The 18358-nt window shown below is 58.0% G+C and carries 20 protein-coding genes; 5 read left to right on the top strand and 15 right to left on the bottom strand.

Annotated features, from left to right (window positions below; all coding sequences use genetic code 11):
* Positions 1–62 precede the first annotated feature (62 nt).
* Complete coding sequence (locus tag EKL29_RS00940; RefSeq protein ID WP_126688618.1) at positions 63–794, top strand: arginine ABC transporter substrate-binding protein; 732 nt, start codon at positions 63–65, stop codon at positions 792–794.
* A 63-nt stretch (positions 795–857) separates the two neighbouring features.
* On the opposite strand, the gene rlmC is transcribed toward EKL29_RS00940, so the two are convergent.
* From rlmC to EKL29_RS00890, 10 genes are all read right to left on the bottom strand, one after another.
* Positions 858–2009, bottom strand: coding sequence for a 23S rRNA (uracil(747)-C(5))-methyltransferase RlmC (gene rlmC / locus EKL29_RS00935; protein ID WP_126688617.1), 1152 nt, complete (start codon positions 2007–2009; stop codon positions 858–860).
* A gap of 49 nt (positions 2010–2058) precedes the next feature.
* Positions 2059–2526 (bottom strand): YbjO family protein, encoded by a 468-nt coding sequence (locus tag EKL29_RS00930; protein ID WP_120451735.1) that lies wholly within the window; start codon positions 2524–2526, stop codon positions 2059–2061.
* A gap of 73 nt (positions 2527–2599) precedes the next feature.
* Positions 2600–3445, bottom strand: coding sequence for a putrescine ABC transporter permease PotI (gene potI, locus EKL29_RS00925; RefSeq protein WP_120451733.1), 846 nt, complete (start codon positions 3443–3445; stop codon positions 2600–2602).
* Positions 3442–4407, bottom strand: a complete 966-nt coding sequence (potH, locus tag EKL29_RS00920) for a putrescine ABC transporter permease PotH (protein WP_120451731.1) — start codon at positions 4405–4407, stop codon at positions 3442–3444. The genes potI and potH overlap by 4 nt, the downstream gene beginning before the upstream one ends.
* A 9-nt stretch (positions 4408–4416) precedes the next feature.
* On the bottom strand, positions 4417–5550 hold the full coding sequence (gene potG, locus EKL29_RS00915) for a putrescine ABC transporter ATP-binding subunit PotG (protein WP_158591212.1): 1134 nt from the start codon (positions 5548–5550) through the stop codon (positions 4417–4419).
* 117 nt (positions 5551–5667) lie between these two features.
* Entirely contained in the window at positions 5668–6774 is a 1107-nt protein-coding gene (potF, locus tag EKL29_RS00910; protein WP_120451727.1) for a spermidine/putrescine ABC transporter substrate-binding protein PotF, read from the bottom strand.
* A gap of 383 nt (positions 6775–7157) precedes the next feature.
* The gene (locus EKL29_RS00905) at positions 7158–7637 is read right to left on the bottom strand and encodes a YbjN domain-containing protein (protein ID WP_120451725.1); all 480 of its coding nucleotides are present in this window, start codon (positions 7635–7637) and stop codon (positions 7158–7160) included.
* An 87-nt stretch (positions 7638–7724) separates the two neighbouring features.
* On the bottom strand, positions 7725–8627 hold the full coding sequence (gene rimK, locus EKL29_RS00900) for a 30S ribosomal protein S6--L-glutamate ligase (RefSeq protein ID WP_120452848.1): 903 nt from the start codon (positions 8625–8627) through the stop codon (positions 7725–7727).
* A gap of 18 nt (positions 8628–8645) precedes the next feature.
* Positions 8646–9368 (bottom strand): oxygen-insensitive NADPH nitroreductase, encoded by a 723-nt coding sequence (nfsA, locus tag EKL29_RS00895; RefSeq protein WP_126688616.1) that lies wholly within the window; start codon positions 9366–9368, stop codon positions 8646–8648.
* The gene (locus EKL29_RS00890) at positions 9368–9637 is read right to left on the bottom strand and encodes a DUF1418 family protein (RefSeq protein WP_120451721.1); all 270 of its coding nucleotides are present in this window, start codon (positions 9635–9637) and stop codon (positions 9368–9370) included. The genes nfsA and EKL29_RS00890 overlap by 1 nt, the downstream gene beginning before the upstream one ends.
* A gap of 195 nt (positions 9638–9832) precedes the next feature.
* On the opposite strand from EKL29_RS00890, the gene EKL29_RS00885 reads away from it, so the two are divergent.
* Complete coding sequence (locus tag EKL29_RS00885) at positions 9833–10090, top strand: GrxA family glutaredoxin (RefSeq protein ID WP_126688615.1); 258 nt, start codon at positions 9833–9835, stop codon at positions 10088–10090.
* A gap of 51 nt (positions 10091–10141) precedes the next feature.
* Here EKL29_RS00885 and ybjM read toward each other — a convergent pair whose 3' ends face one another.
* Entirely contained in the window at positions 10142–10498 is a 357-nt protein-coding gene (ybjM, locus tag EKL29_RS00880; protein ID WP_126688614.1) for an inner membrane protein YbjM, read from the bottom strand.
* A gap of 250 nt (positions 10499–10748) precedes the next feature.
* On the opposite strand from ybjM, the gene EKL29_RS00875 reads away from it, so the two are divergent.
* Both EKL29_RS00875 and ybjG read left to right on the top strand, forming a co-directional pair.
* Positions 10749–12437 carry an aspartate:alanine antiporter gene (locus tag EKL29_RS00875; RefSeq protein ID WP_126688613.1) on the top strand — a complete coding sequence of 563 codons (1689 nt, stop codon included), beginning with the start codon at positions 10749–10751 and terminating at the stop codon, positions 12435–12437.
* Between the two features lie 328 nt (positions 12438–12765).
* On the top strand, positions 12766–13371 hold the full coding sequence (ybjG, locus tag EKL29_RS00870) for an undecaprenyl-diphosphate phosphatase (protein WP_120451718.1): 606 nt from the start codon (positions 12766–12768) through the stop codon (positions 13369–13371).
* Positions 13372–13568: 197 nt separating this feature from the next.
* On the opposite strand, the gene EKL29_RS00865 is transcribed toward ybjG, so the two are convergent.
* Complete coding sequence (locus tag EKL29_RS00865; RefSeq protein ID WP_126688612.1) at positions 13569–14771, bottom strand: serine hydrolase; 1203 nt, start codon at positions 14769–14771, stop codon at positions 13569–13571.
* Between the two features lie 267 nt (positions 14772–15038).
* On the opposite strand from EKL29_RS00865, the gene EKL29_RS00860 reads away from it, so the two are divergent.
* Complete coding sequence (locus tag EKL29_RS00860; protein ID WP_120451714.1) at positions 15039–15695, top strand: HAD family phosphatase; 657 nt, start codon at positions 15039–15041, stop codon at positions 15693–15695.
* Here the strand turns inward: EKL29_RS00860 and EKL29_RS00855 are convergent, their stop codons facing one another.
* The 3 genes from EKL29_RS00855 to EKL29_RS00845 all read right to left on the bottom strand — a co-directional run bounded on the left by EKL29_RS00855 (position 15696) and on the right by EKL29_RS00845 (position 18335).
* The gene (locus EKL29_RS00855) at positions 15696–16829 is read right to left on the bottom strand and encodes a PQQ-dependent sugar dehydrogenase (protein WP_126688611.1); all 1134 of its coding nucleotides are present in this window, start codon (positions 16827–16829) and stop codon (positions 15696–15698) included.
* A gap of 108 nt (positions 16830–16937) precedes the next feature.
* Positions 16938–17594, bottom strand: coding sequence for a DUF3313 domain-containing protein (locus EKL29_RS00850; protein ID WP_126688610.1), 657 nt, complete (start codon positions 17592–17594; stop codon positions 16938–16940).
* Positions 17595–17699: 105 nt separating this feature from the next.
* Positions 17700–18335: a carbonic anhydrase gene (locus tag EKL29_RS00845; RefSeq protein WP_120452844.1), complete on the bottom strand. Its 636-nt coding sequence runs from the start codon at positions 18333–18335 to the stop codon at positions 17700–17702.
* Positions 18336–18358: the final 23 nt, after the last annotated feature.

Here is an 18358-nt window from a genome sequence, read left to right as displayed (position 1 = left end):
GATTCATTTACTGGCATCGTGTCAACCGTTCCGCCTCTGGTATGGCTTTCAGGAGTTACACGATGAAAAAATGGATCCTTGCCGCCGCGCTGGCGACTCTGGCAATGAGCGCCCACGCGGCGGAGTCAATTCGCTTCGCCTCTTCCGCTACCTATCCCCCGTTTGAATCACTGGATCGCGACAACCAGATCGTGGGATACGATATCGATCTGGCGAAGGCGCTCTGCCAGCAGTTAAAGGCGGAGTGCACCTTCACCAATAACGCGTTCGATAGTCTGATCCCGTCGCTGAAGTTCCGCCGTTTTGACGCGGTCATCTCCGGCATGGATATTACTGACGAGCGCAGCAAGCAGGTGGACTTTACCCAGCCCTACTACGCCAACTCCGCTATCGTTATCGCGCGCAAAGGCAAGTTCAGCGATTTCGCCTCGCTGAAGGGCAAACGTATCGGCGTTGAGAACGGCACGACGCACCAGAAATATCTGCAGGAGAAGCATCCTGAGATCGCCGCTGTCGCCTACGACAGCTATCAGAACGCCATTCTTGATATGAAAAATGGCCGTATAGACGGTGTCTTCGGCGATACGGCGGTAGTGAATCAGTGGCTGAAAACCAACGCGGATTTAGCCCCGGTTGGCGAGCACGTGACGGATAAGGCTTACTTTGGCACCGGCCTGGGCATTGCGGTGCGTAAAGGCAACGACGCGCTGCGCGACAGGCTGAACGGCGCGCTGGCGACGCTGAAGAGCAACGGCGTCCTGCAGCAGCTCAATCAGAAGTGGTTCCCCGAGTAATTCGCCGCTATGGGCCAGCGGGCTGAAGCCTGACCGGTTCTGCATCGTCCTCAGTACAGGCTGTCAGGACGCTGGCCCACCCTCTTGCGCATCCTGGCGCGTCAGCAGGCTCAGCACCTCAAAATGCGCGGTGTGCGGAAACATATCGAACAGCTGCACGCGCGTTACGCGATAGTCCGCCAGACGCGCAATATCCTGCGCCATGCTTTCGGGATTGCAGCTGGAGTAGAGAATATAGCCGGGCGCCATACGGCTCAGGTAGTCGCACAGCGCTTTGCCGATGCCGCGGCGCGGCGGATTGACCAGCACCAGATCGGGCACCGCGTCGCGTCCGGTAGCGAAAGCGGTCGAGTCGAGCGCGGCGAAACTGACCTTTTCCAGCCCCAGCATCTCCGCCGAACGCTGCGCGCAGGCGATCGCCTCGGCGCTGATCTCAATGCCAGTCAGCTGCATCTGCGGCGTGGCGCAGTGCAGGCCAAAACCGCCGACGCCGCAGAAGAGATCCCACATGCTGCCGATCGCCAGCTCGCGCACCCAGTCGCGCGCCGTAGCGTAGAGCGCGGCGGCAACCTGCGGGTTAGTCTGGAAAAAGCTCTGCGGTCGGATCCAGAGCGGCACCTGATTAAAGCTCTCCGCCAGCGACTGAGACGGCGTCAGCGCAATCTCCTCATCCCCTTCCAGAATCGCCATATGCACCGGCTGTATATTCGCGGAGATCACCTTAAGCTGCGGCAGCTGTTGCTGCAGCCACGGCAGCGCGGCACGCAGCTGCTCCAGTTTTTCCCGGGAGCGCAGCACAAAGCGCAGCATCATGCCGCCCTGCGTGCTTTCAGTCAGCAGCAGAAATTTCAGCTCGCCGCGCCTGCGCGCCACGTTATAGGGAGTTAAGCCCGCACGGGCGATAAAGGGTTTCAGCGCGGCAAAAACCGGCGCAAAGCTCTCTGGATAGAGTGGACAGGCACTGAGATCCACTGCGTTGCCGTCGCGCTGCACCATGCCCAGCACCGGACGCTCCACGCTGCCGCTGACCACCATCTTCGCCTTGTTGCGAAACGCCTGCTGCGCCGAGGTCACCGGCGGCAGCCACTGCGCTACCGGCTGCTGCGCCAGCAGCGCTTCCAGCCGCGCCTGCTTGTCGCTGAGCTGTTGCGAATAGGGTTTTTCCAGCCACTGACATGAACGGCAGCGGTCGGCGTCATAGAGCGCGCATTGCATCGGGTAAGGCCTGTGTTACTCCCAGGGGGTCGGGCGGAGCGCGATTGTATCACCGCTTACGGAAAAATGCGCGGCTGCTGGCCGGCACAAACAGCAGTCCCAGCACCAGCAAATCGGGCAGCTTTTGCATCAGCGTATGGTGAATTATTTGCGCGTTGTTCGCGCCGCTGATGCTGAAAATCTCCGGGTAGATAGCGCCAGTCGACGCCAGCAGCATATAGAGCAGCACCGCGATCTGGGTGGCGAAAAAGCCCCAGCGGCCGCGGTTGCTGCCGCGCAACAGCAGAAAGGCGCAGCGCAGCTCATAAAAAAAGATCAGCTGGCTGGCGATAAAGATAAGGGTGGAATCCCAGGCCTGCGCGCTGCGGTGAACAAAGTTCACTATCTCCTCAAAGCCCAGCTCGTTCGCCAGCATCAGCACGCTCAGGCAGCGCGTGGCGATAATGGCGATGCCCGCGACCGTCACCGATACGGGGGCGAGAGAGATAAAATCGCTGTTTTTCAGGGTTTCCGACATGGCAAGGCTCCGTCACGGTACGCAAGCGGGCGGAAAAAACCGCCCGCTTTTATAGTGGCAAAAGCTGCGGATTTCAGCCACGTCTGGCTTTCTGAATATCGCGCACACGCTGCTTTTCTTCGTGCGCCATCCAGCGCCAGGCGATAAACCCAACCAGCCCGACCACAAACAGGATCAGCGAGGCCAGCGCGTTAATTTCCGGGTTTACGCCGCGTCGTACGGTGGCGAAGATCGCCATCGGCAAGGTCGTCGCGCCAGGCCCGGTGACGAAGCTGGCGATCACCAGATCGTCCAGCGACAGCGTAAAGGCCAGCAGCCAGCCGGTAACGATCGCTGGTGCGATCATCGGCACGGTAATCACAAAGAAAACCTTCAGCGGCGTTGCGCCCAGATCCATCGCTGCCTCTTCGATGGAGCGATCGAGCTCGCGCAGGCGTGAATTGATCACCACCGCCACATAGGCGGTACAGAAGGTGACGTGCGCCAGCCAGATGGTCAGCATGCCGCGATCGCTCGGCCAGCCAAAAGCGTTGCCCATGGCGACAAACAGCAGCAGCAGCGACAGCCCGGTGATCACATCAGGCATCACCAGCGGCGCGGTCAGCATAAAGGCGAAGCCGGTATGGCCGCGGAAACGGCCAAAGCGCACCACCACTACCGCAGCCATCGTGCCAAGCACCACCGCCATGGTGGCGCTCAGCGCGGCGATGGTCAGACTCAGCCCTACCGCGTCGAGCATGGCGTCGTCCTGAAACAGCACGCGATACCAGTGAAAAGAGAAGCTCTCCCATACCGTCACCAGCTGCGAGCTGTTAAAGGAGTAGACCACCAGCAGCAGCATCGGCGCATAAAGAAAGAGGAAACCGCAGAGCAGAATGGCGGTGCGCCATGGCGAGCGGATCGCAGGCAGCTGGTTCATTCCTTCTCTCCCATTTCACGGTTTTGATGCTTATGGAACCAGACGATAGGCAAAATCAAAATCAGCAGGATAATCACCGCCAGCGCCGAGGCAACCGGCCAGTCGCGGTTGTTGAAAAATTCCTGCCACAGGATACGGCCAATCATAATGCTGTCCGGACCGCCCAGCAGTTCCGGAATGACGTATTCGCCCACCGCCGGGATAAAGACCAGCATCGAACCGGCGATAATGCCGCCTTTAGTCAGCGGCACAATCACGCTGAAAAAGGTTTTCAGCGGCTTCGCGCCGAGATCGAGCGAGGCTTCCACCAGCGAATAGTCGATGCGCGTCAGGGCGGTATAGATCGGCAGCACCATAAACGGCAGGTAGCAGTAGACGATACCGATATAGACCGCCGTATTGGTATAGAGGATCACCAGCGGATGGTCGATAACACCCAGCCACATCAGGAAGCGGTTCAGGATGCCGTTATTATTCAGCAGGCCCATCCAGGCGTAGACACGCACCAGGAAAGAGGTCCACGACGGCAGGATCACCAGCAGCAGCAGGATGGTGCGCATCGAAGGCTTACTGTGCGCTACCGCCCAGGCGAGCGGATAGCCCACCAGCAGGCAGATCAAGGTCGAAATTGCCGCCACCTTCAGCGACTGCAGATAGGCATCCACGTAGAGCGGATCGTCGGTCAGCGTCAGGTAGTTGCCCAGATTGAGCACGATATTGAGCTGATCGTCAGCCCAGCTAATCAGCTCGGTATAGGGCGGAATGGCGCGCGCAATATCGGCGAAGCTGATCTTCAGCACAATCAAAAACGGCAGCAGGAAAAAAAGCACCAGCCAGACGTAAGGCAGCGCGATCGCCAGCTTGCGGCCGTGACGCATTTTCATGCGCGTCGCCCAGCGCTGCAGCGGCGTACCGGCCAGCCGGGCGCGGACCGGCTTGCTGGAGTGAAAAAGTTGGCTCATTACGTCTCCTTAAGCCGTCAGCACCACACAGCTGTCGACATCCCAGCAGAGGCGAACTTCATCGCCCCAGGTCGGCAGACCTTTGCGGAAACGGTGGGCATTCTGCAGCTGGGCGCTGATCATCTGCCCGCTTTTCAGCCGCACATGATAGATAGAGAGGTCGCCGAGGTAGGCGATATGCACCACTTCGCCAACGGCGAAGTTATAACCATCTTCCGGCACCTCTTCGCATAACATCACTTTTTCCGGGCGCAGCGCGACATGCACCGGCACGTTATCCGGTACTGATACGTCGGAGTCGACCTTCAGCGGATGCACCAGCCCCGGGCTGTCGATGACCAGACCATCTTCCTGACGTTCACGCAGCATGCCGTTAAAGACATTAACCGAGCCGATAAACTCGGCGCTGTAAACGGTAGTGGGATGTTCATAAATCTCTTCCGGCTCGCCGATCTGCACGAACTTGCCGCGGTTCATAATGGCAATACGGCCCGCCATGGTCATCGCCTCTTCCTGGTCGTGGGTGACCATCACGCAGGTCGCGCCAACGCGCTCAAGGATGTCTACCACTTCCAGCTGCATCCGGTCGCGCAATTTTTTATCGAGCGCCCCCATCGGCTCGTCGAGCAGCAGCAGCTTGGGACGCTTCGCCAGGCTGCGCGCCAGCGCCACGCGCTGACGCTGGCCGCCGGAGAGCTGGTGCGGCTTGCGCTTCGCGAACTCCTGCATATGCACCAGCGCCAGCATCTCCTGCACGCGCGCCGTGATTTCGCCCTTCGGCAGTCTGTCCTGCTTGAGCCCGAACGCGATGTTCTGCTCCACCGTCATATGCGGGAAGAGCGCGTAGGACTGAAACATCATATTTACCGGGCGCTGGTAAGGCGGAACGTGGGAGAGATCCTGTCCGTCCAGCACGATCTGCCCGCTGGTTGGCGGCTCAAACCCTGCCAGCATACGCAGCAGCGTTGATTTTCCGCAGCCGGAGGCGCCGAGCAGCGCGAAAATTTCGCCTTTATAGATGGTCAGGCTGACGTCATCGACGGCGTGCTGCCCGTCGAAGGACTTGGTCAGGTTGTGGATCTCCAGCAGCGGCGTTAACGCCTTTGCGGTTTTATGGGGGGGACGAGGGATCGCGTCGTTCACTAACAGTTCACTCCGGTCTACGCGGAACGGCTAAGCCAGCCGCTAAAAAAGAGAAAACAGAGGCCAGCGCAGCGCCTCTGTTCCAGGTTGTAAGCTTGCGATTGCGCAAAAAGCCGTTTATTTCCCGCTTTTCACTCGCGTCCACGCACGGGTGCGCGCGCGATCCAGCTTCGGATCCTGCACTTTCAGCACGAACAGCTTCGACATCGCTTCCGGCGTCGGGAAGATGCCCGGATTGTTGCGGACGTCGGCATTGATGAGCGGCAGCGATGCCTTGTTACCGTTAGCGTAGGACATCTTGTTGGAAACGTCGGCAATGACTTTCGGATCCATGATGTAGTTCAGCCACTGATAGGCCGCATCAAGATTTTTCGCGTCCTTCGGAATCGCCATCATGTCGAAGAAGGCGAGCGCGCCCTCTTTCGGTACGCTGTAGGCGAGCTGCACGCCGTTTTTCGCCTGTTCAGCACGTTTTTTCGCCTGCAGAATATCGCCGGACCAGCCAATAGCGACGCAGGTATTGCCGTTTGCCAGGTCATTGATGTACTGCGACGAGTGGAAGTAGCGAATGCTGGGGCGCAGCTTCAGCAGCAGATCGGTCGCCGCGCCGGAGTAATCTTTGGCGTCGGAGCTGTTAGGATCTTTGCCGAGATAATTCAGCACGGTGGCGAAAATCTCTTCTGGCGCGTCAAGGAAAGAGACGCCGCAGCTCTTCAGCTTCTCCAGGTTTTCCGGCTTCAGCACCAGATCCCAGCTGTTGACCGGCGCATCAGCGCCCAGCGCGGCTTTCACCTTCTCGACGTTATAGCCGATACCGGTGGTGCCCCACAGATAAGGAATCGCGTATTTATTATCGGGATCGTGCTGGGCGACTTTCTTCATCAGCTCAGGATCGAGATTTTTGTAGTTCGGCAGTTTGCTCTTATCCAGCGGCTGGAATACGCCAGACTGCAGCTGGCGCGCCAGGAAGCTGGAGGATGGCACAACCACGTCGTAGCCGGTGCTGCCCGCCATCAGTTTGCCTTCCAGCACTTCGTTGGAATCGAAGACGTCGTAGACCACTTTAATGCCAGACTGCTTTTCAAAATTCGGAACGGTGTCCGCCGAGATATAATCTGACCAGTTATAGACATGCAGCGTTTTATCTTCCGCCATCGATCCTGCTGAGGCGACCATCAGTACGCCGGTAACCGCAGCTGACAACCATTTTTTCTGATTGAACATCTTCTTACTTCCTCCTGAGCGGATCGTCACAACCTGGCCAGACCTGATCCCAGCGCTGCGAGCTGTGCGTCAATTCACAGACACAATGAATCAATATTCATTGAGAGTTTAATAGTAAAAACTGATACCTGCGCTGCGAATCCACGTACCATGCAGCCCCGCAAGAATAGCCCCCCGTCCTTTGCTCTACCATACCCCAGCGTAAAAAACGCCTTTTAGCGACAGGTTATGCATGTTTGTGCTATGTGGTCTGGCAGGAATGGCATAAAGCACGAGAAATATCTGGCATTAAAGGGCAAAATGCAGAATAAAAAATGGCGAAGCCAGAAATGAAAACTGCCGCATAAAGCGGCAGTTAAAACGAGACGGTAAAAGCGGCTGGCCTAGTGCAGCAGTGAATGGCTGAAGCTGGCGGGCGTGCGCTCTTCCTCTTCGCCCATCATCAGCAAATTATTGGCGAAGGCCTCCATAATCACCATGGAGACCTGCTCTTCGCTCTGCTTCATAAAGCTGGCGAACTGGCCGAAGGTCAAGCCGGCGGTAGTACCGAGAGACTGGCAGACAATCAGCTTCGGCAGGTTGTCGTCCTGAATGTCGATAAAGGCTTTTACCGTGAGTGAACTGGCATTGATCTGCGACAGATCGCCAACCAGCGGGATCAGCGCCGTCGGCTTCACTTCTGCCAGTGCGGAGAAGAGAATAACGTTGTCGACCAGATCGATTTTGGCGTCAAACACCCCATCGAAATTTTGCATGTGCGGCAGATGGAGTGCCTGACAGGCATCACATTCGAACCAGGTGATATTTTGCTGATCCAGCCAGCGACGCAACAGGTCGATATCCGGAACGACAAGAGAATCCATCGTAGTGTCCCAAGGGGTGAATAAACAGGCGACTAAGCTTACGGAAAAAAAACGCGTGACGCTACGAAAACCGCTGAAAAGCGCGCGTCAGCCGCCGGTTTTAAGACTGAAACCGGGCAAAGCGTTCCGCTCTGTCCAGCCGATCATCATCCCGGCGATATCCATACCGGTGGCGGTTTCGATCCCCTCCAGCCCAGGCGAGGCGTTAACCTCCATCACCAGCGGGCCGCGACGAGCGCGCAAAATATCTACACCCGCCACTTCCAGCCCCAGCGTCGCGGCTGCTTTAACCGCCATGGCGCGCTCCTGCGGCGTGATCTCCACCGGATGCGCTTTGCCGCCGCGGTGCAGATTAGAGCGGAAATCGCCCTCTTTCGCCTCGCGCTCAATCGCCGCCACCACTTCATCGCCTATGACCAGGCAGCGCACGTCGCGTCCCTGCGCTTCCTGAATAAACTCCTGCACCAGAATATGCGCGTTGAGCCCGCGGAAGGCGTCTATCACGCTCTCCGCTGCCTGTCGCGTCTCCGCCAGCACCACGCCGATGCCTTGCGTGCCTTCCACCAGCTTCACCACCAGCGGCGCGCCACCCACCATGGCGATAAGATCCTGGGTATCGTCCGGCGACGAGGCGAAGCCGGTCACCGGCATATCGATGCCCTGACGCGCCAGCAGCTGCAGCGAGCGCAGCTTGTCGCGGGCGCGGGCGATCGCCAGCGACTCGTTGAGCGGGTAGCTGCCGCACATTTCGAACTGACGCAGCACCGCCGTGCCGTAAAAGGTAATGGCGGGCCCGATGCGCGGAATAACCGCATCGAAATGACCGAGGGGTTCGCCGCGGTAGTGCACCGTCGGCGACGCCGGATTGATATTCATGTAGCAGGAGAGCGGATCGATGATTTGAACCTCGTGCCCGCGCTGTTCGGCAACCTCACGCAGGCGTCGGCAGGAATAAAGCTGCCCGTCACGCGACAGGATGGCGATTTTCATCATCGAACCTCTTGTAGATTAGCGCGTTGCCCAACCCTGCTGATGCAGGTAGTCGAGCATAAAGGGGCGCGTCTCTTTAATGATCAGACGCTGAATCAGCTCGCTCCAGGTCTCGCTGCGCTGATTGCTGTCGCGGTGCTCATAGTAGATCGCCGTGCGGCTATCGTAGTCGGCCAGCACCTGCGGGTCTACCGGCTGATAGCGATTTTCATGCACCAGCATCGCCTGCGGCAGACGCGGCTTGGGATCGGGCACCGCAGAGGGATAGCCGATGCAGAAGCCAAACAGCGGCAGCACGAATTTCGGCAAGCCGAGCAGCTCAGTAACCTGCGCGATGCTGTTGCGGATGCCGCCGATAAACACGCCGCCCAGGCCGAGCGATTCGGCGGCGACCATCGCGTTCTGCGCCATCAGCGCGGTATCGACGCAGCCCAGCAGCAGCTGTTCAGCGCGTCCCAGCTGCGCATCGGGGCAGATCTGCAAATGGCGATTAAAATCGGCACAGAACACCCAGAATTCAGCAGCGTCCGCCACCCATTGCTGGCCGCCCGTCAGCGTGACCAGCTGCTGGCGCAGCGCGGGATCGGTAATGCGAATAATGGAAGAGCACTGAAGAAAGCTGGAGGTGGAGGCCGATTGCGCCGCGGCGATAATCGCCTCACGCTGTTCCGCGCTAATCGCCTGCTCAGTAAAGGCACGAATGGAACGGTGGCTGCACAATAGATCGATAGTCGGTGTCATTAAGGTCTCCGGCGAGTCTCATTTTTATTAAGGGTGCGACCGAACAGCTGCGGCGCCATCGCTTTTGCGGTGCGCCACATCATCAGCCAGGCGGCGGGCAGCATCAGCAAAATGCCGATAATCAGCAGCGCGGTCGCCGCCATTTTGCTGTCAGCATGGCCGGGCAGCGGCAGCCAGTTGTTGGCCAGCAGCAGCGCGCACAGCGCCAGCAAACCGCCGAGCGCCTCCATAATCAGCAAAACTTTGGGTAAACGCGCCAGATTTGGCATGGGCTTTCTCCTGGGTCGCACCGGGTTCAGGCCGTCAATTATGGTCAAGCTTCACAAGCTTGCATAGACGACGCGCATCAGACTAACAGGCATTTCCTGCTTTCTTTAAGCGGTTCGAGCGGGCATCATGTTGTCCATCTACCCCGAGCTTATGTGACATAGCTCACATTTAAAGCCTGAATTAAGGAGCGTTTCATGGTTACTGTGATTTTTGGTCGTCCTGGCTGCCCCTACTGCGTGCGTGCGAAAGAGCTGGCCGACAAGCTCAGCGCCGAGCGCGACGACTTTAGCTACCAGTATGTGGATATCCAGGCGGAAGGCATTACTAAAGCGGATCTGGAGAAAAGCGCGGGCAAGCCGGTAAGCACCGTGCCGCAAATTTTCGTTGATGAACAGCATATCGGCGGCTACACCGATTTCGCTGCCTGGACCAAAGCGAATCTGAGCGCGTAATTTTTCGCTGCTCTTTTAACGGGCCAAATCGGCCCGTTTTTCATTATGGCCTCAGCGCCAGACGATACGCACCAGCCGTACCAGCAGCGCGCCGCTGCCCGCCCAGAAAAGCGCGCTCAGGCTCCAGACCGACAGGGTCAGCCAGCTGATATGCGTCAGCAGCGCGTTATTGAGCAGCAGCACGCCAAGCAGCGTGCCACCCAGCGCCATCAGCAGCGTGCTCTTTAACGGACTCTCCGTATGCAGCAGCGCCATGACCGCGCCCGGCAGCAAAAAAAGCAGCAGTTCAGGCTGCCCTCGCAGCGGTGCATTGCCCGCCAGCCAGTAGTAATGAGAATAAATAAACACCAGGCTGTAGAGTACAACGCCAAGCATTGCACTGGTCCAGCGTAAGGAACGCTGTGGCATATCACCCCACTTATTGAAAATCATCACAATGACAACAACTCGCCGCGATCTCTGGTGGAAATAAAATGAAACAGGCCGATAGCTGTATGAAATTTTAAGCTAATGGCTGAGGGTGATTTTTATGATTAGAATACCTGCCGTTTAAGAGTGACCTGTTTAAATAAAACAGCAGGCTCGCTGCGCGGCCTGCACAAGATAGCGAAAAACAGGCCTGTCATCAATAGCTTACAGGTAAACAAGAAGTTAAACAGTGAACATAAACGTCGCAGATTTGTTAAGCGGAAATGACGTTCTGTTATTATTTGTCGTTTTAGCACTCGGTCTGTGCCTGGGGAAATTGCGCCTGGGTTCAGTACAGTTAGGTAATTCCATCGGTGTATTAGTTGTTTCTTTATTACTCGGCCAACAACATTTCGTCATGAATACCGAGGCATTAAGCCTGGGCTTTATGCTGTTTATTTTCTGCGTCGGCGTGGAGGCGGGTCCCAACTTTTTCTCTATTTTCTTCCGCGACGGAAAAAACTATTTTCTGCTGGCGATTGTTATGGTGGTGAGCGCCCTGCTGCTGGCGCTGGGCTTCGGCAAACTCTTTGGCTGGGATATCGGCCTGACGGCGGGGATGCTGGCGGGCTCGATGACCTCAACGCCGGTGCTGGTCGGCGCGGGCGATACCCTGCGTCAGAGCATTAACGACAGCGGCCCGCTGGCGCTAATGCAGGATCACCTCTCCCTCGGCTACGCCCTGACTTACCTGGTGGGTCTGGTCAGCCTGATTTTCGGCGCGCGCTACCTGCCACGCCTGCAGCACCAGGATCTGCCGACCTGCGCGCAGCAAATCGCGCGCGAACGCGGCCTTGACGCCGACAGCCAGCGCAAAGTCTTTCTGCCGGTTATCCGCGCCTATCGCGTCGGCCCGGAGCTGGTGGCGTGGAGCGGCGGCAAAAACCTGCGTGAACTGGGGATTTATCGCCAGACCGGTTGCTATATCGAGCGTATTCGCCGCAACGGCATTCTGGCCAGCCCCGACGGCGACGCGGTGCTGCAGCTCGGCGATGATATTTCGCTGGTAGGCTATCCGGACGCCCATGCGCGTCTCGACGCCAGCTTCCGCAACGGCAAAGAGGTCTTCGACCGCGATCTGCTCGATATGCGCATCGTCACTGAAGAGATCGTGGTGAAAAATCACAACGCGGTGAATAAGCGCCTCAGCAAACTTAATCTGACCGATCACGGCTGTTTCCTTAACCGCGTGATCCGCAGCCAGATTGAGATGCCGATCGACGACAGCATTATGTTGCATAAAGGCGATATATTGCAGGTCAGCGGCGAGGCGAAGCGCGTAAAAAACGTGGCGGACCGCATCGGATTTATCGCCATTCACAGCCAAGTGACCGATCTGCTGGCGTTCTGCGCCTTCTTTATCGTCGGGCTGATGATCGGCCTGATTACCTTCCAGTTCAGCAACTTCAGCTTCGGTATCGGCAATGCCGCCGGGCTGCTGTTCGCCGGCATTATGCTCGGCTTTTTGCGCGCCAATCATCCCACCTTCGGCTATATCCCGCAAGGCGCGCTGACGATGGTGAAAGAGTTCGGGCTGATGGTGTTTATGGCGGGCGTCGGCTTAAGCGCCGGCAGCGGCATTAATCACGGTCTCGGCAGTGAAGGCGCGCTGATGCTGCTGTGCGGTCTGCTGGTGAGCCTGCTGCCGGTGGTGATCTGCTATCTCTTCGGCGCCTATGTGCTGCGCATGAACCGCGCGCTGCTGTTCGGCGCGATTATGGGCGCGCGCACCTGCGCACCTGCCATGGAAATTATCTGCGACACGGCGCGCAGCAATATTCCAGCGCTGGGCTATGCGGGCACTTACGCCATCGCCAACGTTCTGTTGACGCTGGCCGGTACGCTGATTGTGATTATCTGGCCGCTTTTGCCTCTATAAAATTTTTTTGACTCAGTCCAGAACTTTTTTGTTAAGGGTGAGTCTGAATAAGTGCCACTGCTTTTCTTTGAAATCCCCAAATTGTGGAGCCCGCCAGTTTTTTACTGACGGGTTTTTTTATGCCTGCGATTTTTACAATCGTGACAGGCAGAGCGGGCAAAGGATGCGCGCATCGTCATCGAACCTAAACCGTTCTGCAACCTGCGCGTCATTTAGGAGCTGGCGCAATATCTCCCGTCCGGCGGCGTCGCCAGAATAGGCCTTTTCATTGGCATTTTGTGCGCAACGGCGAACGGGTGCAGGCACACACGAGGATTTTACGACCACTATGGAAGCGCTTAACCACTCTCTGTTTTTATCCATAAACGCGACGCCCGACTCGCCTGGCTGGCTGCTGGCGCTGGCGACCTTTATTGCCAAAGATCTTATCGCTATCGTGCCGCTGCTGATTGTCGCGCTCTGGCTGTGGGGGCCGCGCGACCAGTTAAAATCGCAGCGCGTGCTGGTGCTGAAAACCGGCATGGCGCTGATTTACGCGCTGGCCATCTCCTGGTGCGTTGGTCAGCTTTTCCCGCATCCTCGCCCCTTCGCCATCGGGCTGGGCTATCAGTTTCTGCATCATGCGCCTGACGACTCCTACCCCAGCGATCACGGCACTACGATTTTCACCTTCGCGCTGGCGTTTATTTTCTGGCATCGCCTCTGGTCGGGCATCATTCTGATGGCGATCGGCAGCGCTATCGCCTGGTCGCGGGTCTATCTCGGCGTGCACTGGCCGATGGATATGCTGGGCGGGTTTCTGGTGGGACTGCTCGGCTGCCTGGCGTCGCATCTCGCCTGGCAGGGTTATGGCGCGCGCATGCTGGCAACCTTTAACGCCGCCTACCGCGCGCTGTTCGCCCTGCCGATTCGTAAGGGCTGGATTCAGGATTAAACAGCCAGGCAGTACGCTGACCTGAAAGCGGATAGCACTGACAGGCAACCCATTAGTCTGAAAGCGGATTGCATGGGCAGAGGAGCAAAGCGTCCCGCGACCGGGATGTCGCGGGCCGAGCGCGCAGGGATGCCCTGAGCGACTTTGCGATCGGCCCATGCCATCCGCGTCTGCTCAACGCTATCAGCGCGCTCGTGTTAGCTAAACCACTTGCCGAACAGCGTATGGAACTGCATCAGCACGAAATCGACGATGCGGCTGAAGAAATTGCCCTGCGGCACCTCCTCCATCACCACCAGCGGGCGCTGCTCAATGGTTTTGCCATCAAGCTGGAAATCGATGGTGCCGACCACCTGATTTTTCTTTAAGGGCGCTTCAAGCTGCGGCGTGGTCAGGTTATAGCTCGCCTTCAGGTTCTTCATCTGCCCTTTCGGCAGCGTCAGCGCAGCATCCTTCTCAACGCCCAGGTTGACCTCTTTGCGATCGCCGAACCAGACGCGCTGCTGCGCGAAAGGCTTATCCGCCTTAATCGGCGTCACGGTTTCAAAAAAGCGGAAACCCCAGGTCAGCAGCTTCTCGCTTTCGCGGAACCGCGCGGCGTCGGTGGCAGTGCCCAGCACCACGGAGATCAGACGCATATCGTTTTCGGTGGCGGATGCCACCAGATTATTGCCTGCGCCCGACGTGTGGCCGGTCTTGATGCCGTCGACCTGAAGGTTGGTGCTCCAGAGCAGCCGGTTGCGGTTCATCTGGCGGATGCGGTTGAAGGTGAACTCTTTTTCTTTATTCAGCGCATACTCTTCCGGCACGTCGCGAATCAGCGCCTGGCCAATCAGCGCCATATCGCGCGCCGTACTGTACTGCCCTTCCGCATCCAGCCCGTGCACCGTCATAAAGTGGGTATTTTTCAGCCCAAACACCTTAACGTAGTTATTCATCAGACCGATAAAGGCGTCCTGGCTGCCAGCGACATAATCCGCCAGCGCGATGCAGGCGTCATTGCCCGACTGGATGACGATACCTTTATTCAGCTCAGAGACCGGAATGCGATCGCCTGGCTTGAGAAACATCAGCGATGAGCCTCTCAGCTTAGGGTTGCCGGTGGCCCAGGCATCCTGACCGATAGTCACCATATCGTCGCGTTTGATTTTGCCGGACTTCAGCGCCTGTCCGACAACATAGCTGGTCATCATTTTGGTCAGGCTGGCGGGATCGAGCCGGTCGTCCGCATTGCCCTCTGCCAGCACCTTGCCGCTGGCGTAATCCATTAATATCCAGGCTTTAGCCTCAACCTGAGGCGGCGCAGGCGCATCCACGGCAAAAGCGGCGGGTGCGACAAACAGCAGTAAAGAGGCGGCGGCGACATGCCGCAGGCGGCGTGAAGAGAGAATAGTTGTCATGTGCGAGGAAATTCCATGTTAAATCGCGGTTTTAAGGCAAAAACCTACAGAGTGAAACGCTACCCTCTGCAGAGCATGAAAAAAACCGCCCAACCGTAAAGTTTTATAGAGTTTAGTAGAGTAACCCTGGCAGCTGCCGGAGGCGCTGACCAGTTTCGCGCGCCCTTCGCGCACGGAAAAGCCGGTGAAATTCCGATTTTTCGCAGAAGGGTTAAGACCGTCACAAAATTCTGCCAGGCTGTTGTGAGTCAACAGAGGAGACCCACCATGGACTTAGCCGTATTTGATCTGGACGAAACCGTCATCTGCGAAGACAGTACCGGCCTGTGGCTGCGTTGGCTGGTATCGCAGGGCTTTGCCCGTGAAGAGCTGCTGGCCGAAGAGCAGGCGCTGATGGCGCAATATTATGCCGGCACCCTGGCGATGGAAGATTACATGGCGCTGACGCTCTCGCCGCTGGCCGGTCTGGCGGCGCCGACGGTCGCGGGCTGGGTGCGCCGCTGGATCCATCGCGATATCCTGCCGCGCGTCTATCCTGAAGCGCGCGACCGCATCAACTGGCACCAGCAACGCGGCGACAGAGTGGTGATTTGCTCCGCCAGCGGTGAACATCTGGTAACGCCGATTGCTGAACGGCTGGGTGCGCATGGCGCGCTGGCGATCGGCGTCGAAGTGGTGGATGACCGCTACAGCGGACAGACTTACGGCACCATGACCTATAAAGAGGGTAAAGTCACCCGACTGACCGACTGGCGCGCGCTGCAGCAGGAGCGTGATTTTGCGCGCACCTGGGCCTACAGCGACTCCATGAACGACCTGCCGCTGCTGGCGCAGGCCGATCATGCGCTGGTCATCAATCCCGATGCGCTGCTGCATCAGGAGGCGCTGAAGCGCGGCTGGGAAGTGTGCCGCTGGGCGCGCTGATTAACCGCGGGACGCGCTGGCGTCCTGCGCTAATCCCACCTTCAGCAGCTTGCCGTTATCGTCGTCGGTAAGCACGTAAAGATAGCCATCCGGCCCCTGACGCACATCGCGGATGCGTTCATTGCGATCCTCCAGCAGGCGCTGCGCCTCGACGACCTTATCGCCGTTAACGCTGAGCCGAATCAGGCTCTTCTCCTTGAGCGCGCCGATAAACAGGGAATTTTTCCACTGCGGAAAGCGCGCGCTGTTGTAAAACGCCATGCCGCTAATCGCCGGCGAGCGTTTCCAGTAAAACACCGGCTGCTCCGTACCCGCCACGTGCGAGCCTTTTGACTCCGGCACGTTGCTGCCGTTGTAGTCGATGCCCCAGGTAGCCAGCGGCCAGCCGTAGTTTTTGCCTTTCTGCGGGATATTCACCTCATCTCCGCCGCGCGGGCCATGCTCGCTCTCCCACATCTGCTGCGTCCAGGGATTAAAGGCCAGCCCCTGCGGATTGCGCACGCCGTAGGCCCAGATCTCAGGCCGCGCGCCGCGGCGGCTGACGAAAGGATTGTCTTTCGGCACGCTGCCGTCCTGATTAAGGCGCAGGATTTTGCCGGTCAGTTTGTCGAGATCCTGCGCGCTGCTGCTGTGGAAGTTGTCGCCGAAAGCAATATAGAGATAGCCGTCGCGATCGAAGGCCAGGCGCGTGCCAAGGTTGTTGCCCGCCGACAGCTGCGGCGTCTGGCGGATGACCGTTTTAAAGCCGATCAGACGTCGGTTATCTTCGCTAAGCTGACCATAGCCGACCGCCGCGCCCAGTTCGCCGCTGCTGTTGGCTTCGGTGTAGCTGAGCCACACGCGACGGCTCTGGGCGAAGTCCGGCGCCAGCACCACGTCGAGCAGACCCGCCTGTCGGCGCACGACCGCTTTCGGCACGCCTTCAATCGGCTGCGACAAACCGCTTTCCGATCGCCAGCTGCGCAGCTGTCCGCTCCGCTCGGTAATCAGCAGCGTCTGATTGTCCGGCAAAAAGGCGACCGACCAGGGATGATTAAGTTTCTCCTGCAGAACCTGAACCTGCACCTCTTCTGCCAGCACGGGGAGAGTAAACAGCGCGCCGCCGAGTAACAGCGCGGCAGTCAGTCGGGCCATAATATGCTCCAGTCACCAGGGAATAAGTGTAAGGGTAGCCAGCGCGATTAAATAATGTTCAGGCTTTACAAAAGATTAAAGAAGAGGTTTCTGCCGCTGGCGTCCGGCTCAGGGCGCGCTAAAGTGCACGGCGTCGCTGACTGTATCATCAATCGCGCTTTTCACGTCGCCATAGGTGATGGGCGCGCTACTGTTGTTCAAGGGGTTGCCGAACGCCTTACGCACCACTTTAATCAGGGGCTTACCGGTCTGGGCGTCGCGTGCCTCGATCTCAAGAAATAAGGCGCTGTTTTGCGTACGGTGACCGGTCGCCGCCATGGTGCTGGCGATTACCGCCGCCACCGGCACGACTTCATAAAACTGAACGCCCTCGTTTTCCGCCGTCACGCCGGTAATGGCGCTGCGTACGATCAGGGTATGCGGACCAGGCTGCGTCACCAGCTGTTTACGTTCGGCGATCGCCGTTTTCAGCCGCGTGTCGGCGTAGCGACGGATTTGATCCAGCGTCTGCTGGCTGACGCGCGCCGTAGGCTTAGCCGCCGGATAGTAAACCACTGGCGTATAAACCACCGAGGTATAGTCGCTGTCGCGGTAGTCGGGAGAAACCCAGCGCAGCGTTGGCCGATCGCTGGCGGATGAGGCGGGCTTAAGCTGACTGTAATCGTTAATAAAACCGGAATATTGTTGTTTGTCGGCAACGTGCGAAGTACATCCCGCCAGCAGCATGGCGCTTGCCAGCAGGGTCAACAAGGAGGTTTTACGCATGATAAATTCTCAAGGGGAAATTACTAGCTTAGATAATCCGTTGAGAAGGCGTTGGAATAATGACAACGAAACGCCCGCTGCATGCGCAGCGGGCGGGCGGGAGGCTTACTCGAAGCAGGTTTCCGGGTTATCGGAGAGAGAGATAAAGCTCTTGCCGCCCGGGGTCAGGGCGATAATTTTGCCTGACTCGATATCATATACCCAGCCGTGCAGACGCACTTTGCCTTTACGCAGCGCCAGCGCCACGGACGGGTGAGTCTTGATATTGTTCAGCTGAGCGATGACGTTCTCTTTCACCATCTCGTTCAGCTTGGCTTCCGCCGTCTCGTATTCGCGCTCTTCCACTACAGTTTTCGCCGCATCGGCGTAGCGCAGCCAGTGTTCAACCGCGGGCATGGTGTCCATGCACTGACAGGAAGCGATAGCGTTCATCGCGCCGCAGTTGGAGTGGCCGCAGATGATGATTTCACTCACGCCCAGCACCATCAGCGCATATTCGATGGTGGCCGACACGCCGCCTGGCTCCGGACCGAACGGCGGTACGATATTGCCTGCGTTGCGGATCACGAACAGCTGACCCGGCTCCTGCTGGGTAACCAGTTCCGGTACTAAACGGCTGTCAGAACAGGAGATAAACAGCGCTTTAGGATTTTGGTTCGACGCCAGGCTTTTGAAAAGATCCTTCCTTTCAGGAAACACATTCTGTTGAAAACTCAGAAATCCGTTAACGATCTCTTTCATCATTGCGCTCTCACATTATCCAC

The sequence above is a fragment of the Pantoea sp. YU22 genome (assembly GCF_003970755.1).
GTDB classification, from domain to species: domain Bacteria; phylum Pseudomonadota; class Gammaproteobacteria; order Enterobacterales; family Enterobacteriaceae; genus Pantoea; species Pantoea piersonii.
This window is presented reverse-complemented; position numbering and strand designations above follow the sequence as displayed.

Coding starts and splice junctions, on each gene's coding strand:
- rimK (WP_120452848.1), bottom strand. CDS start 8,627: ATGAAAATCGCCATCCTGTCGCGTGACGGGCAGCTTTATTCCTGCCGA.
- potH (WP_120451731.1), bottom strand. CDS start 4,407: ATGAGCCAACTTTTTCACTCCAGCAAGCCGGTCCGCGCCCGGCTGGCC.
- potF (WP_120451727.1), bottom strand. CDS start 6,774: ATGTTCAATCAGAAAAAATGGTTGTCAGCTGCGGTTACCGGCGTACTG.
- EKL29_RS00940 (WP_126688618.1), top strand. CDS start 63: ATGAAAAAATGGATCCTTGCCGCCGCGCTGGCGACTCTGGCAATGAGC.
- ybjM (WP_126688614.1), bottom strand. CDS start 10,498: ATGCCACAGCGTTCCTTACGCTGGACCAGTGCAATGCTTGGCGTTGTA.
- ybjG (WP_120451718.1), top strand. CDS start 12,766: ATGGAAGCGCTTAACCACTCTCTGTTTTTATCCATAAACGCGACGCCC.
- EKL29_RS00845 (WP_120452844.1), bottom strand. CDS start 18,335: ATGAAAGAGATCGTTAACGGATTTCTGAGTTTTCAACAGAATGTGTTT.
- EKL29_RS00860 (WP_120451714.1), top strand. CDS start 15,039: ATGGACTTAGCCGTATTTGATCTGGACGAAACCGTCATCTGCGAAGAC.
- rlmC (WP_126688617.1), bottom strand. CDS start 2,009: ATGCAATGCGCGCTCTATGACGCCGACCGCTGCCGTTCATGTCAGTGG.
- EKL29_RS00930 (WP_120451735.1), bottom strand. CDS start 2,526: ATGTCGGAAACCCTGAAAAACAGCGATTTTATCTCTCTCGCCCCCGTA.
- potI (WP_120451733.1), bottom strand. CDS start 3,445: ATGAACCAGCTGCCTGCGATCCGCTCGCCATGGCGCACCGCCATTCTG.
- EKL29_RS00865 (WP_126688612.1), bottom strand. CDS start 14,771: ATGACAACTATTCTCTCTTCACGCCGCCTGCGGCATGTCGCCGCCGCC.
- EKL29_RS00885 (WP_126688615.1), top strand. CDS start 9,833: ATGGTTACTGTGATTTTTGGTCGTCCTGGCTGCCCCTACTGCGTGCGT.
- EKL29_RS00890 (WP_120451721.1), bottom strand. CDS start 9,637: ATGCCAAATCTGGCGCGTTTACCCAAAGTTTTGCTGATTATGGAGGCG.
- nfsA (WP_126688616.1), bottom strand. CDS start 9,368: ATGACACCGACTATCGATCTATTGTGCAGCCACCGTTCCATTCGTGCC.
- EKL29_RS00850 (WP_126688610.1), bottom strand. CDS start 17,594: ATGCGTAAAACCTCCTTGTTGACCCTGCTGGCAAGCGCCATGCTGCTG.
- EKL29_RS00905 (WP_120451725.1), bottom strand. CDS start 7,637: ATGGATTCTCTTGTCGTTCCGGATATCGACCTGTTGCGTCGCTGGCTG.
- EKL29_RS00855 (WP_126688611.1), bottom strand. CDS start 16,829: ATGGCCCGACTGACTGCCGCGCTGTTACTCGGCGGCGCGCTGTTTACT.